We start from the raw sequence: 14,886 nt of genomic DNA, 5'->3' as shown, positions 1-14,886 counted from the left end.
AGCCCTGCGCCCGCACTTCGGCATCGCACCCCGCCCCGGCGGCAATCCGGCGCCGGGCCAGCAACGCGAGCATGCGCAACACCCAGGGATGCGTCCCATCGAACAGGGTTGGGTCACATCCGCGCGGTCAGCGCGCCAGCACGGCTGCCAGGGCCTTGCCGGTATGCGTGCCTGCCGCCACCACGTCTTCGGGTGTGGCAGCGGCAACGATGCGGCCACCCGCATTGCCGCCCTCGGGGCCGAGGTCCAGGATCCAGTCGGCCTCGGCGATCACATCGAGGTCATGCTCGATCACCACCACGCTGTGGCCGCCATCGACCAGGCGGTGCAGCACACGGATGAGCTTGTCCACATCGGCCATGTGCAGGCCCACGGTGGGCTCGTCCAGCACGTACAGCGTGTGCGGCGCCTTCTGGCCCCGGCGGCCGACCTCGTCGCGCACCTTGGTGAGTTCGGTCACCAGCTTGATGCGCTGCGCCTCGCCGCCGCTGAGCGTGGGCGACGGCTGGCCCAGCGTGAGGTAGCCCAGGCCCACGTCCTGCAGCAGTTGCAGCGGATGCGCAATGCTGGGCATGCTGGCGAAGAAGCCCACGGCCTCGTCCACCTCCATCTGCAGCACGTCGCCAATGCTCTTGCCACGCCAGGTCACGGCCAGCGTCTCGGGGTTGAAGCGCGCGCCGTGGCAGGTCTCGCAGGGCACCTTCACGTCAGGCAGAAAGCTCATCTCGATGGTGCGCACGCCCGCGCCTTCGCAGCTGGGGCAGCGGCCTTCGCCGGTGTTGAAGCTGAAGCGTCCGGCGGCGTAGCCGCGTGCCTTGGCCTCCAGCGTTTCGGCGAACAGCTTGCGGATGGTGTCCCAAAAACCGATGTAGGTCGCGGGGCAGCTGCGCGGTGTCTTTCCGATTGGCGTCTGGTCCACTTCCAGCACGCGGTCGATGCTCTCGAAGCCCGACAGGCCCGTGCAACCGACCAGCGGCGGCGCCTTGCCCGCGTCCATGGCATCGCGTCCGGCCTTGGTACTGCGCTGCTGCACCCAGGCCTGCACGTTGGCCAACAGCACATCGCGCGCGAGGGTGGATTTGCCCGAGCCGCTCACGCCCGTCACGGCCACCAGGCGGTGCAGCGGCACGGTGGCTGTCACGTGCTGCAGGTTGTGCAGCTGCGCGCCATGCACGGTGAGCCAGCGCATGGCGGCGCGTTCCTTGGCCTCGGTGAGTGCGTCGGCCGCCAGCGCAGCGGCCTGGGCGGCGCGCTTCTTCACGGCGGCGCTTTGGCGGCCCTTGGGGGCTGCCGCCTCGGCCTGGGCGAAGGCGGCCGTGGCCTCGGCGCTGACCTCGCTGGCCACCATGCTGCGGCGCAGTTGCAGCGGGTGCTTCATCGCGTGCAGCAGGTAGCGGCCGGTTTGCGAATCGGCCGCACCCGTGATGTCGGCCACGCTGCCCTGCGCCACCAGGCGCCCACCGCGTTTGCCGGCGCTGGGGCCGATGTCGATGATGTGGTCGGCGCGGCGGATGGTGTCCTCGTCGTGCTCCACCACCACCAGCGTGTTGCCCTTGTCGCCCAGCTTGTGCAGGGCGTTGAGCAGGATCTGGTTGTCGCGCGCATGCAGGCCGATGGTGGGCTCGTCGAGCACATAGCACACGCCCTGCAGGTTGCTGCCCAGTTGCGCGGCCAGGCGAATGCGCTGCGCCTCGCCACCGCTGAGCGTGGGCGCGCCCCGGTCCAGCGTGAGGTAGCCCAGGCCCACTTCTTCCAGAAACTCCAGGCGGCTCTGAATCTCCGGCACCAGGTCGCGGGCGATGTCGGCCTCACGCTGGGTCATGCCGCCTTCGGTGCGCAGGGTCTCGACCCAGCGGCGCACGTCCGTCACCGACAACGCGGCGATGTCGGTGATGCCCACGCCCGCAAACCGCACGGCGCGGGCCGTGGCATTGAGCCGCGTGCCACTGCAGCTCGGGCACGCGGTATCGGCCAGGTCTTCCACCTCGGGTTCGGCAAAGGTCTGCTCGCGGCCCTTTTCCTTGTCGTCCTGCACCGAGTCGTCAAACACCTTGCGCTGGTCCTTGGTGAGCTTGACGCCCGTGCCCACGCAGTCGGGGCACCAGCCGTGCTTGCTGTTGTAGCTGAACAGGCGCGGGTCCAGCTCGGCATAACTCGTGGCGCACACGGGGCAGGCACGTTTGGTGGAAAACGCCTGCAGGTGGCCGATGCCCGCGGTGGGCGCGCCGCTCTCCATGGCGGCGGCCAGCATCCCGATGCTGCTCAGCACATGCACCACGCCCTTGCCGTGCGTGAGCGCGTCGGCCAGCGCCGTGCGCAGCTGGGCTTCGTTCTCGGGCAACACATCGAGGCTGGCCACGGGCAGCTCGATGGTGTGTTCCTTGAAGCGGTCGATGCGCGGAAAATTGGTGGTCGGCAAAAAATTGCCGTCCACGCGCAGGTGCGTGTAGCCGCGCGGACGGGCCCAATCGGCCAGCTCGGTGTAGACACCCTTGCGGTTCATCACCAGCGGGGCGAGCAGCCCGATGTGCTGGCCGCGAAACTGGGTGAGCAATTGCGCCGCGATGCTCTCGGGCGTCTGCGGCTGCACGGCGGCGCCGTCCTTGACGCAATGCTGCGTGCCGAGCTTGACGTACAAGAGGCGCAGAAAGTGCCACACCTCGGTCGTGGTGCCCACGGTGGACTTGCGCCCGCCGCGCGACAGACGCTGCTCGATGGCCACGGTGGGCGGAATGCCGTACACCGCATCCACCTCGGGGCGCCCTGCGGGCTGCACGATGGAACGCGCATAAGCGTTGAGCGATTCCAGATAACGCCGCTGGCCCTCGTTGAACAAAATGTCGAATGCGAGCGTGGACTTGCCCGAGCCGCTCACGCCCGTCACCACGTTGAATTGGCCGCGCGGAATGTCCACGCTCAGGTTCTGGAGGTTGTGTTCCTTGGCGTTGACGATTTCAATGGCATTTTTGGCTGCTGGCGCTTGATTCATGAGCGCAAGTCGCTCCGATTTGCGCAGTACAGCGGCTTTTTCGTGCACCGAGTGGCCGCCCACGCCCAGCGCCAGTTCGTAGTCGCGCAGTGCCTGGCCGGTGTGCGAGGTGGCATGGGCCCTCACATCTTCGGGCGTGCCTTCGGCCACGATGAGGCCGCCTGCATCGCCGCCCTCCGGCCCCAGGTCGATGAGCCAGTCGCTCGCGCGGATCACGTCCAGGTTGTGCTCGATGACGATGAGCGAGTGCCCCGCGTCGATGAGCTTGCGCAGCGCGCGCATGAGCTTGGCGATGTCGTCGAAGTGCAGGCCGGTGGTGGGCTCGTCGAACAAAAACAGCGTGCCTTTGCGCGCCACGGCCTGGCGCGACTTGCTCTGGACGCGAGCCGCTTCCGCAAGGAAGCCTGCCAATTTCAAGCGCTGCGCTTCGCCGCCCGACAAGGTGGGCACAGGCTGGCCCAGCGCCACGTATTCGAGCCCCACGTCCACGATGGGCTGCAGCGCGCGGATCACGTCGCGGTCGCCCGCGAACAATGCGGCGGCTTCGGCCACAGTCAACGCCAGCACATCGGCCACATTCAAGGTCTTCCCGCCCCGCTCGATCGTGATCTCCAGAATCTCGGGCCGGTAGCGCTTGCCATCGCAGTCCGGGCAGCGCAGGTACACGTCGCTCAGGAACTGCATCTCCACATGCTCGAAGCCCGAGCCGCCGCAGGTGGGGCAGCGCCCGTCGCCGCTGTTGAAGCTGAACTTGGCGGCGGTGTAGCTGCGCTGTTTGGACAGCGGCGCCACGGCGAAGAGTTCGCGAATGCTGTCCCAAGCGCCCACATAGCTCACGGGGTTGGAACGGGCCGTCTTGCCAATGGGCGACTGGTCCACGAACACCACGTCCGACAGGTGGTCGGCACCCAGCATACGGTCGTGCGCGCCAGGGCTGTCGGTGGCCTTGCCGAAGTGGCGCAGCAGCGCGGGTGCCAGCACGTCCTGGATCAGGCTGGATTTTCCCGAGCCGCTCACGCCCGTCACGGTGACCAGGCGCTGCAGCGGGAACTCGACCGTCACATCGCGCAGGTTGTGCTCGCGCGCGCCTTCGAGGATGAGGCGCGGCGTGGCGTCGGTCACCATGCGCTTGAAGCCAAAGCCCACATGCTTGCGCCCGCCCAGGTAGGCGCCCGTGAGCGTGTCGGCCTGGCGCAGGTCGGCCGTGGTGCCGTCGAACACGATCTGCCCACCCAGGCGGCCCGGACCGGGGCCCATGTCGATCATGCGGTCGGCAGCGAGCATCACGGCCGGGTCGTGCTCCACCACCACCAGCGTGTTGCCCGCATCGCGCAGGCGCAGCATGGCCTCGGTGATGCGGTGCATGTCGCGCGGGTGCAGGCCGATGCTGGGCTCGTCCAGCACGAACAGCGTGTTGACCAGGCTGGTGCCCAGCGCCGTGGTCAGGTTGATGCGCTGCACCTCGCCGCCACTCAGCGTGCGGCTTTGCCGGTCGAGCGTGAGGTAGCCAATGCCCACGTCGCACAGGTATTTCAGGCGCGTGGTGATTTCCTCGTGCAGCAGTTTCAGCGCCTGGGCGTCGCCACCCTTGGCATCGTCGCCCACCGGCAACTGCATGCGCGCAAAGAACTGGCGCAGGCGGGCTATGGGCAGCAGCATCAGGTCGTGCAGGCACAGGCCGGGCAGCGCCTCGAGCTGCTCGCGCGACCATTGCACGCCCTCGGGCATGAAACGTTTGCCGGGCTCCAGCACCGCGTCGGCATCTTCCTTGCGGCCGATGCGCCAGAGCAGGCTCTCGGTCTTGAGGCGCGCACCCGCGCAGGTGGGGCATGGCGTGTAGCTGCGGTACTTGGACAAGAGCACGCGGATGTGCATCTTGTAGGCCTTGCTTTCCAGGTATTCGAAAAAACGCTTGATGCCGTACCACTGCTGGTTCCACTTGCCGTTCCAGTGCGGCGATCCGTGGATGACCCATTTCTTCTGGTCCTCGGTGAGCTTGTACCAAGGCGTGTCGCGCGGGATACCGGCCGTCTCGGCATGGCGCATGAGGTCGTCCTGGGCCTCTTTCCATGCGGGGGTCTGGATGGTCTTGATGGCACCGGCACGCAGCGTGAGCTTGTCGTTGGGGATGACCAGGCCATAGTCCACCCCGATCACCCGGCCAAAGCCCCGGCAGCTCTCGCAGGCACCCACGGCAGAGTTGAACGAGAAGGCCGACGGAAGTGGGTCGCTGTAGCGCAGGTCACTGTCGGGGCAGTGCAGGCCGGTGGAAAAGCGCCAGAGTTCAGGCTCGCCCTCATCCACCAGCCGGTACACGTTGAGCCGGCCCGTGCCGCGCTTGAGCGCGACCTCGATCGCCTCGATCACCCGCGCCTTCTCGGCATTGCCCAGGCGGAAGCGGTCCGCCACCACATCCAGCACTTTGCGCGGGCCCGTGGGCGTGGCCACTTCGCGCTCGGCCTGCACCTTGGTGAAGCCGCTGGCGGACAACCATTGCTCCACCTGTTCGGCCGAGGTGTTGGCGGGGAGCTCGACCGGGAAGGTCAACACGATGCGTGGATCACTGGCGGCGGCGCAACGCGTGGCCAGCTCGGCGTAGATGGTCTCGGGCGAGTCGTGCCTTACGGGCTGGGCGGTCTGCTTGTCGAACAACTGCCCCGCACGGGCGAACAGCAGCTTCAGGTGGTCGTTCAACTCCGTCATCGTGCCCACGGTGGAGCGGCTGGAGCGCACCGGGTTGGTCTGGTCGATGGCAATGGCCGGCGGCACGCCCTCGACCTTGTCCACGGCGGGCTTGTCCATGCGGTCCAGGAACTGCCGCGCATAGGCGCTGAAGGTTTCCACATACCGGCGCTGGCCCTCGGCATACAGCGTGTCGAATACCAGGCTCGACTTGCCCGAACCGCTGGGGCCCGTGACCACCGTCAGTTCGCCCGTGCGGATGTCCAGATCCAGGTTCTTGAGGTTGTGCTGGCGTGCGCCGCGGATACGGATCAGTCCCTGGGTCATGGAGGCGGTCTTTCTGGGGTGAGGCGGGACATTCTAGGGACGCACTCGGTGTTTTCGCCTGCATGCGCCGATTACCCCCGAGGCGCGCTGCGGTGCTTTTGACCGTGGACAAACCAGGGGCCATGGAGCCGTTGCTGGTGGACAGCAGGTATTCCAGCCCGACACATCGGTTTAGACTGCGGCCTCCCATACAACAAGAGGAGACCTTTATGACAAAACAATGGCAACTGCGAGCGGCCGGCATGGTCCTCGCACTGGCGGCCAGTGCGGCCAGCCATGCACAGATCCTGATCGGCCAGACGGCCGGCTTCACCGGCCAGGTGGCCGCCGGCGTGAAGGAGACCACCGACGGTGCACTGCTGTACGTGGACGCCGTCAATGCCAAGGGCGGCGTCAATGGCCAGAAGATCGAACTGATCTCCCTGGATGACAAGTTCGACCCCAAGCTGGCGGCAGAAAACGCCCGCACGCTGATCGAAGACAAGAACGTCTCGGCCCTGTTCCTCAACCGGGGCACACCCCACACCGAGGCCATCCTGCCGCTGCTGGACAAGCATGGCGTGGCGCTGGTGGCGCCTTCCACCGGCGCCATGGTGCTGCACCAGCCGGTACGCAAATACATCTTCAATGTGCGCGCCACCTACCAGCGCGAGGCTGAAAAGGCGATCACCCACCTGGCCTCCATGGGCATCAGCCGCGTGGCCCTGGTGTATGCGGACGACAGCTTTGGCGCCGACGGCATCCAGGGTGCGCAGAAGGGCCTGGCGGCCGCCAAGCTGACGGCCGTGGTGTCCGAAAAGTACGACCGCGCCAAGCCCGACTTCACGCCCATCGCCACCAAGGTGGCCAAGGCCGACACGCAGGCGGTGCTGATGGTGGCTTCGGGGTCGGCGGTGGTGGATGCCGCCAATGCGCTGCGCACGGCGGGTTCGGCCGCGCAGATCGTGACGCTGTCCAACAACGCGTCCAGCGGCTTCATCAAGAGCCTGGGGGCCAATGCGCGGGGCGTGATCGTGACCCAGGTGTTCCCCAATGAGCGGGCCATGACCTACGCCATGGTGAAGGAAGCCCAGGATCTGGCCAAAGCCAAGGGCCTCGGGGATATCAGCCCGGCCATGCTGGAAGGCTTCGCCGCCGCCAAAGTGCTGGTGGAAGGCCTCAAGCGCGCAGGCCCCAAGCCCACCCGCGAAAAAATCCAGACCGCACTGGAGAGCCTGCGCAAGTTCGATCTGGGCGGTCTTGAAATCAGCTACGCACCCGACGACCACACGGGCCTGGACTTTGCCGATCTCGCCATCATTGGCACGGACGGCAAGTTCCGGCGCTGAAACCCGCCCCGCTGCTCGACCCTTGCAATGAATGTTCGGGACAGGAGATGGGCCTGGGTTTCTGCGGCTGCCCAGCTGTCAGGATTTCCTCAGTGCCTGCTCCTGGCCTCCGGCCTAAACTCTTGCCGATCAGATGAAGGAAAACGCATGAAAAACTGGAAACCCCTGCTGGCGGCCTGCGCACTCGCCGCAGGATTGGCGGGCCACAGCATGGCTCAGATCGTCGTAGGACAAACGGTGGGTGTCACGGGCTCCGCCGCCATCACCGTCAAAGAGTCCATGCAGGGGGCATCGCTGTATCTGGATGCGGTCAATGCACAGGGCGGTGTGGGCGGCCAGAAAATCGAGCTGGTGGTGCTGGACGACAAGTTCGACCCCAAGCTCACGCTGGAAAATGCCCGCACCCTTATCGAGAAACATGGCGCCATTGCGCTCTTCATGACACGTGGCACCCCGCACACGCAAGGGATCGTGCCGCTGCTTGACGCAGCCGGCGTGGTACTGGTGGCCCCCTCCACCGGAGCGATGGCATTGCACAAGCCGGTCAGCCGCCACGTGTTCAATGTACGGGCACCTTACCAGCAAGAGGTGGAAAAGGCCGTCGGGCACCTGAACACACTGGGGGTTCAGCGCATCGGCGTCATCCATGTCGATGACAGCTTTGGTACCGATGCGCTGGACGGCGCACTGAACGGCTTCAAGGCCAACGGTAGCCAGGCCCTTTTCATTGAAAAGTTCGATCGCAGCAAGCCTGATTTCAGCGCCATTGCACCCCGTGCCGCCAAGCAGCTCCCACAGGCCGTGATCTTCATTGGCACAGGCGCAGCGGTGGTGGATGGCATCAAGGCCTTGCGCGCAGCCGGCATGGCCGGCCAGATCGTGACCCTGTCCAACAATGCCTCTGGCGGTTTCACCAAGGCCCTGGGCGATCAGGCACGGGGCGTTGTGGTCACCCAGGTGTTCCCATCGGAGCGATCCATCAATTACCCGCTGATCAAAGAGGCCATGGGCCTGGCCAAGGCACGTGGCGTTGATGAACTGACACCGGCCATGGTCGAGGGTTTCGTCAATGCCAAGGTGTTGGTCGAGGGTCTGCGCAGGGCAAGCCCCAAGCCGGACCGCACCCGCCTGCTGGCCGCGCTGGAAGGCATGCGCAGGTTTGACCTGGGCGGCCTGGAGTTGTCTTACAGCGCCACCGACCACAGCGGCCTGGCATTCACGGATCTGTCCATCATTGGAGCGGATGGGCGCTTCAAGCGCTGATCCACCGCCCACACCCAAGGGGACATTGGTTCGCGATCCTCAGGGCTCACCGGGGGCGCCCGATGCCACCCTGCTGGCTGCTTCCACCCCGTGCCGGCAGATCGCCAGCCTTGCCTTCCACCCAGGGCGCCCTCCATGAACGGCACGGGTTCAGCCAAAGCAGCTGTCCAGTCACTGGATTCCGAACAAGCCCCACCCTGACACCCCTCGCAGGCCTGGCGGCATGGCCTCCGGACCTCCTTCAGCAAGCCGCAACGGACCGCTGACCGCCCTGTTCCACGGTATCCATCCTGACTCACGCCGCAGCGACCCATCGGTATCGATCCCCGCCGAACAGAAATTGCGTGCCCATGAAAAAGGCCTTGCATCCGAAGATGCAAGGCCTTTTTAGATTCCATTCCGTCAGCTGGCAAAGCCAACTGACCATCGGGAATTAGAAGTTGTGGCGAACGCCCACTGCAACGGAGCTGAAATCGTTGCCTGCAGCACTCACGCTGCCATAAGAAGCGTTGCTGTCGTTGTTGATACGGGTGTAGTAGCCGTACACCTTGGTGCGCTTGCTCAGGTTGTAGTTGTAGCCCACGGTGTACTGGGTCGCTGCCGAGTCGGCAATCTTGCTCCAGCTGTTGGCACGACCTACATTCAAGTGCAATTCAGATGCACCCATGGAGTACATGCCGGCCAGACGGAAGTTATTGCGGGTACCCAGCAAGACTTCGTCGTTACGCTGGTAGTAGCCACCCACGGTGAATTGTCCAAAGGTATACAGGGCACGCAGCGAGCCTTGCTTGTTGCTGTTCCACTGGCTATAGCCAGCGCCCAGGGCCAACGGGCCGACGTTGTAGTTAGCAGCCAGGTCGTAACCGGTCTTGTTGTCAGTGCCCAATACCTTCTCGTGCAGGGAAGCAGAACCCTCCACCGTGAGGCCACCCATGTTGGGGGTGCGGTAGGCAATCTTGTTGCCGGTGCCCAAACCGCCAGTGCGGTCCTGGCTGACCTTTCCTGCACCGAGCCACACGGGGTCGATATACAGGGCATCTGACGAAGGACCCGTATCATGGTTGTGCATGCTGACGTAATCGGCAGAGGCGTAGTACGACTCAGGGAAGAAGTTGCCCAGACGAACCATACCGAAGTTGCCAGACAAATTCACTTCGCTTTGACGGCCGAAGAACGTCTTAGCCGACGCACCGGTGTCCGAATTGAAGCCGCTCTCCAGTTGAAAACCAGCTTTCAGGCCACCACCCAGATCTTCCGTACCCTTGAAGCCGAAACGGGAAGAATTGTTAACCATCTTGGTGGTGGACACGTCGCCATCCTTCTGACGTTCGACGGTGGTGTTGATGCGGCCATACAGCGTGACGCTGCTTTGGGCCATTGCAGCGGTGGTGCCGGCAACAGCCAGGACAGCCAGAACAACGCGGGTCATTTTTTGCATGAATATTCCTTCGATACAGATTGCCATCAGGGGCGCACAGGCAGCTTCAGTTTTTGACTTGACCGCCGAGAATGCTTGGGGTCTCGATCTTATGGTCCGCCACGTTTTGATGCACTATTTGCTGAAACTTTGATGACACAAGTGATGTGCCGCCACAACAGTTGGTACTCCCTCGGATTGACCGCCCTCATGCGGGGCGCAATCCGCAGCCTGCGCACCAAAACATGAATGGGTGTTAACCCTTACTTCACGCTGGCCGCAGGCGCTGGCGCAGCGGGCACAGGGGCGCTGGCGGGCGTTTCCGGCGCACTCAGGGAATCGGCACCGTGTTTTTCACCGGACATGTCCACCTTGTCGCCGGCCTTCATGATGACGAACAGCGACAGCGCCGCAAAAAGCACGAAACCTACAACGATCTTCCACATGACTTCTATCTCCTGGTGATGGGGGTTGCCTGTTCAACAAAAGGGCCTCGCACACGACCATTCCGCGTTGCAAGGCCTTTTTCTGGAACACAGTGCCTGCCCCGCTGGCGAGGCAGACACTGGGTGCACTGGCGGTGCGTCCGTCAGTCGTTGGCGTAGATGTCCACGTCCTTGGTTTCACGCAGGAACAGCGTGCCGATCACCAGGGTCATGCCCGCGATGATGATGGGGTACCACAGGCCGTTGTACATGTTGCCGGTCTGCGCCACGATGGCAAACGCCGTGGTGGGCAGGAGGCCGCCGAACCAGCCGTTGCCGATGTGGTACGGCAGGCTCATCGAGGTATAGCGGATGCGGGTCGGGAACATTTCCACCAGCATGGCGGCAATCGGCCCGTACACCATGGTCACCAGCAGCACCAGCCAGAACAGCAGGGCCACCACCAGACCCTTGTTGGTTTTGGCCGGATCTGCCTTCGTGGGATAGCCGGCGAGCTTGAGGTCGTCGGCCACTTCCTTCTTGAAGGCGGCGATGGCCTTGGCGGACGCTTCGTCGAACTTGAGGTTCACCACGTTGCCGGTAGGCGCCTCGACCGTCTTGTCGCCAATCTTGACCACGGCCGCAGAGCCTGCGGGGCCTGCCACGTTGTCATAGCTCACCGAGTTCTGCACCAGGTAGCGCTTGGCGATGTCGCACGAACTGCGGAAGTCGATCTCGCGGGCCACCGGGTTGCCCTGGAACGAGCACGATGCGGGGTCGGCCGTCACCACCACGCCTGCAGAGACCTGTGCCTTGGCGAGGTCGGGGTTGGCCGCTTCGGTCAGCATCTTGAAAACCGGGAAATAGGTCACCACAGCCAGCAGGCAGCCCGCCATGATGATGGGCTTGCGGCCGATCTTGTCCGACAGCGAACCGAACACCACGAAGAAGGGCGTGCCCAGCAGCAAGGCGGCGGCAATCAGCAGGTTGGCGGTGGTGTTGTCCACCTTCAGTTGTTGCGTCAGGAAGAACAGCGCGTAGAACTGACCGGAGTACCAGACCACGGCCTGGCCGGCGGTCAGGCCCACCAGTGCCAGGATCACGATCTTCAGGTTCTTCCACTGGCCGAACGATTCAGACAGAGGCGCCTTGGAGGTCTTGCCCTCGGCCTTCATCTTCTGGAAAGCCGGCGACTCCGACAGCGACAGGCGGATCCACACCGAGATGCCCAGCAGCAGGATGGACACCAGGAACGGCACGCGCCAGCCCCAGTCCTGGAATACCGTTTCACCCAGGCCCAGGCGCACGCCCAGAATCACCAGCAGGCTCAGGAACAGACCCAGCGTGGCCGTGGTCTGGATCCAGGAGGTGTACGCACCGCGCTTGCCGTGCGGGGCATGCTCGGCCACATACGTGGCGGCACCGCCGTACTCACCGCCCAGTGCCAGGCCCTGCAGCATGCGCAGCGCGATCAGGATGACCGGGGCCGCGACGCCGATGGTGGCGTAGCTGGGCAGCAGGCCGACGATGAAGGTCGACAGGCCCATGATCAGGATGGTGACCAGGAAGGTGTACTTGCGGCCGATCATGTCGCCCAGGCGGCCGAACACGATGGCGCCAAAGGGCCGCACCAGGAAACCTGCCGCGAAGGCCAGCAGCGCGAAGATGAAGGCCGCGCCTGCATCCAGGCCGCTGAAGAACTGCTTGGCAATGATGGCTGCGAGCGAGCCGTAGAGATAAAAGTCGTACCACTCAAATACGGTACCGAGCGACGAAGCGAAGATGACTTTCTTCTCTTCGGCGGACATCGGCCGCGGTGCGGGATGTTGCGTTGCCATGGTTGTCTCCTTTGATTATTTGAATTTACAGGCACATACAAATTGCCTGTGGGCCCACTATCCGTGGCGCTACTGACATCGCTCTGACGCGTTCCTTACAGAACTTGACGCGAAACTTCCGCAATCCTTACAACCCGGGTAGTAACCCTCGACCGGCATTTTTCGATGCGAAAAATCGCCCGACGACCAACCAGCATTCAGGGTTTCCCCTCGGCTGGCGCACCGCGGCTTTTGTCAGCAGGAAACCGCGGCAATGCGCCGTCGCGTAAGCACTTGGTCAGTGCGCGTTTGCAGAATCCGGCCAGCTTGACGGCCTTTCGCCCCACACCGCGGCGTGCAACACAACCTTGAGGAGAGACATCCATGAGCGACCCCATGGTCCAGAAAATACAGAGCCATCCGAAGTACCGGGAGCTGCGCACCAAACGCAACCGCCTGGGCATCTTTCTGACGGCACTGATGCTGATCGTTTACTACGGCTACATCGCGCTGATTGCCTTCGACAAGAAGTTCCTGGCACAGCCCATCGGCAGCGGCGTGACCTCGCTGGGCATTCCGATCGGCATGGGCGTGATCATCTTCACCATCGTCATCACCGGCATCTACGTGCGCCGCGCCAATGGCGAGTTCGACACCCTGACCAAAGACATCCTGAAGGACGCATCGAAATGAACGCCACCAAGAAACATGCAGGCTGCGCGTTGATGCTGCTGGCCCTGCTGGCGGCGGGCAGCGCGCACGCGGCCGGCGCCGACCTGGGCCAGGCCGCCAAGCAGGCCACCAACTGGACGGCCATCACCATGTTTGGCGCCTTCGTGGCCGGCACCTTGTGGATCACCAAATGGGCGGCGGCCAAGACCAAGTCGGCCGCGGACTTCTACACCGCCGGTGGCGGCATCACCGGCTTCCAGAATGGCCTGGCGATTGCGGGTGACTACATGTCGGCCGCCTCGTTCCTGGGCATCTCGGCGGCCGTGATGGCCACCGGCTACGACGGGCTGATCTACTCCATCGGCTTCCTGGTGGGCTGGCCCATCATCACCTTCCTGATGGCCGAGCGCCTGCGCAACCTGGGCAAGTTCACCTTTGCCGACGTGGCAGGCTACCGCTTCCAGCAGGGCCCCATCCGCGCCTTTGCCGCATCGGGCACGCTGGTGGTGGTGGCGTTCTACCTGATCGCGCAGATGGTCGGTGCCGGCCAGTTGATCAAGCTGCTGTTCGGCCTGGAATACTGGATGGCCGTGGTCATCGTCGGCGCGCTGATGATGATCTACGTGCTGTTTGGTGGCATGACGGCCACCACCTGGGTGCAGATCATCAAGGCCTGCCTGCTGCTGGCGGGCGTGAGCTTCATGGCCTTCATGGTGCTGGCACAGTACGGCTTCAGCCCCGAGGCGCTGTTCGCCAAGGGCGTGGAAGTGCGTGCCGCCATTGCCGCCAACACGGGCAAGACGCCCGAGGAAGCCGCCAAGGCGGGCCTGTCCATCATGGGCCCGGGCGGCTTCATCAAGGACCCCATCTCGGCCATCTCGTTCGGCATGGCGCTGATGTTCGGCACCGCCGGGCTGCCGCACATCCTGATGCGCTTCTTCACCGTGCCCGATGCCAAGGAAGCGCGCAAGTCCGTGCTGTGGGCCACGACCTGGATCGGCTACTTCTACATCCTGATCTTCATCATCGGCTTTGGCGCCATCACCCTGGTGCTGACCAACCCCGAGTTCGCGGACGTGGTCAAGGGCGTCATCCACGGCGGCGCGGGCACGGCCAACATGGCGGCCGTGCTGGTGGCCAAGTCGGTGGGCGGCAACATCTTCTACGGCTTCATCTCGGCCGTGGCGTTCGCCACCATCCTGGCCGTGGTGGCCGGCCTCACGCTCTCGGGCGCATCGGCCGTGTCGCACGACCTGTATGCCACGGTGTTCAAGAAGGGCAAGGCCGACAGCGCCTCGGAACTGAAGGTCTCGCGCATGACCACGCTGGCCCTGGGCGTCATCGCCGTGGCGCTGGGCATTGCCTTCGAGAAGCAGAACATCGCCTTCATGGTGTCGCTGGCGTTTGCCATCGCGGCCTCGGCCAACTTCCCGGTGCTGTTCCTGTCGGTGCTGTGGAAGGACTGCACCACGCGCGGCGCGGTGATCGGCGGCTTCCTGGGCCTGATCTCCTCGGTGGGCCTGACGGTGGTATCGCCCTCGGTGTGGGAAGCCACGCTGGGCAACCCGGCCGGTTCGGCGCTGTTCCCCTACACCTCGCCGGCGCTGTTCTCCATGACCATCGGCTTCGTGGGCATCTGGTTCTTCTCGATCACAGACAAGAGCGCCAACGCCGCGCGCGAGCGCGCCGCGTTCCCGGCGCAACAGGTGCGTTCGGAAACGGGTCTGGGCGCGGCCGGGGCTTCAGGGCACTGACTGGAAGCCACGCTGCGCAGACTGGCATGGCGGTTCGCCCGCTGTGCTGCTTCGACCGGGCCTTGTGCCCGGTTTTCCGTTTTTATGCGGTGATAGCTATTGTTTTTGTAGTTAGTGGTGTGCTTTGGTTGAGGTCGGAGGCCGGGTCTCGCCCCGGCGGGCGAGGTACTTTTCTTTGCTTCGCCAAAGAAACGTACCCAAAAGAAAGGCGA

General features: G+C 64.3%; 8 protein-coding genes. 4 read left to right on the top strand and 4 right to left on the bottom strand.

Annotated features, from left to right (window positions below):
- Window positions 1-127 precede the first annotated feature (127 nt).
- On the bottom strand, window positions 128-5,998 hold the full coding sequence (gene uvrA / locus AC1RDS_RS14265) for an excinuclease ABC subunit UvrA (RefSeq protein ID WP_348682454.1): 5,871 nt from the start codon (window positions 5,996-5,998) through the stop codon (window positions 128-130).
- A 242-nt stretch (window positions 5,999-6,240) separates the two neighbouring features.
- Here uvrA and AC1RDS_RS14260 point away from each other — a divergent pair, with 242 nt between their 5' ends.
- Both AC1RDS_RS14260 and AC1RDS_RS14255 read left to right on the top strand, forming a co-directional pair.
- Window positions 6,241-7,326, top strand: coding sequence for an ABC transporter substrate-binding protein (locus tag AC1RDS_RS14260; protein WP_348682475.1), 1,086 nt, complete (start codon window positions 6,241-6,243; stop codon window positions 7,324-7,326).
- Window positions 7,327-7,473: 147 nt separating this feature from the next.
- Complete coding sequence (locus AC1RDS_RS14255; RefSeq protein WP_348682453.1) at window positions 7,474-8,589, top strand: ABC transporter substrate-binding protein; 1,116 nt, start codon at window positions 7,474-7,476, stop codon at window positions 8,587-8,589.
- Window positions 8,590-9,022: 433 nt separating this feature from the next.
- On the opposite strand, the gene AC1RDS_RS14250 is transcribed toward AC1RDS_RS14255, so the two are convergent.
- The 3 genes from AC1RDS_RS14250 to AC1RDS_RS14240 all read right to left on the bottom strand — a co-directional run bounded on the left by AC1RDS_RS14250 (window position 9,023) and on the right by AC1RDS_RS14240 (window position 12,269).
- On the bottom strand, window positions 9,023-10,027 hold the full coding sequence (locus AC1RDS_RS14250; RefSeq protein ID WP_092701278.1) for a porin: 1,005 nt from the start codon (window positions 10,025-10,027) through the stop codon (window positions 9,023-9,025).
- Between the two features lie 242 nt (window positions 10,028-10,269).
- Entirely contained in the window at window positions 10,270-10,452 is a 183-nt protein-coding gene (locus tag AC1RDS_RS14245) for a hypothetical protein (RefSeq protein ID WP_092701275.1), read from the bottom strand.
- Between the two features lie 143 nt (window positions 10,453-10,595).
- Window positions 10,596-12,269 carry an MFS transporter gene (locus AC1RDS_RS14240; RefSeq protein ID WP_092701272.1) on the bottom strand — a complete coding sequence of 558 codons (1,674 nt, stop codon included), beginning with the start codon at window positions 12,267-12,269 and terminating at the stop codon, window positions 10,596-10,598.
- A gap of 363 nt (window positions 12,270-12,632) precedes the next feature.
- Here AC1RDS_RS14240 and AC1RDS_RS14235 point away from each other — a divergent pair, with 363 nt between their 5' ends.
- Both AC1RDS_RS14235 and AC1RDS_RS14230 read left to right on the top strand, forming a co-directional pair.
- Window positions 12,633-12,941, top strand: a complete 309-nt coding sequence (locus AC1RDS_RS14235; RefSeq protein ID WP_026437035.1) for a DUF485 domain-containing protein — start codon at window positions 12,633-12,635, stop codon at window positions 12,939-12,941.
- Window positions 12,942-12,973: 32 nt separating this feature from the next.
- Complete coding sequence (locus AC1RDS_RS14230) at window positions 12,974-14,674, top strand: cation acetate symporter (protein WP_244273756.1); 1,701 nt, start codon at window positions 12,974-12,976, stop codon at window positions 14,672-14,674.
- Window positions 14,675-14,886: the final 212 nt, after the last annotated feature.

The organism is Acidovorax sp. GW823-FHT02H02 (assembly GCF_058797075.1).
This window is presented reverse-complemented; position numbering and strand designations above follow the sequence as displayed.

What these genes read in the sequence shown, in the direction of transcription:
- AC1RDS_RS14245 (WP_092701275.1), bottom strand. Translation starts at nt 10,452, where the DNA reads ATGTGGAAGATCGTTGTAGGTTTCGTGCTTTTTGCGGCGCTGTCGCTG.
- AC1RDS_RS14255 (WP_348682453.1), top strand. Translation starts at nt 7,474, where the DNA reads ATGAAAAACTGGAAACCCCTGCTGGCGGCCTGCGCACTCGCCGCAGGA.
- AC1RDS_RS14230 (WP_244273756.1), top strand. Translation starts at nt 12,974, where the DNA reads ATGCTGCTGGCCCTGCTGGCGGCGGGCAGCGCGCACGCGGCCGGCGCC.
- uvrA (WP_348682454.1), bottom strand. Translation starts at nt 5,998, where the DNA reads ATGACCCAGGGACTGATCCGTATCCGCGGCGCACGCCAGCACAACCTC.
- AC1RDS_RS14235 (WP_026437035.1), top strand. Translation starts at nt 12,633, where the DNA reads ATGAGCGACCCCATGGTCCAGAAAATACAGAGCCATCCGAAGTACCGG.
- AC1RDS_RS14260 (WP_348682475.1), top strand. Translation starts at nt 6,241, where the DNA reads ATGGTCCTCGCACTGGCGGCCAGTGCGGCCAGCCATGCACAGATCCTG.
- AC1RDS_RS14250 (WP_092701278.1), bottom strand. Translation starts at nt 10,027, where the DNA reads ATGCAAAAAATGACCCGCGTTGTTCTGGCTGTCCTGGCTGTTGCCGGC.
- AC1RDS_RS14240 (WP_092701272.1), bottom strand. Translation starts at nt 12,269, where the DNA reads ATGGCAACGCAACATCCCGCACCGCGGCCGATGTCCGCCGAAGAGAAG.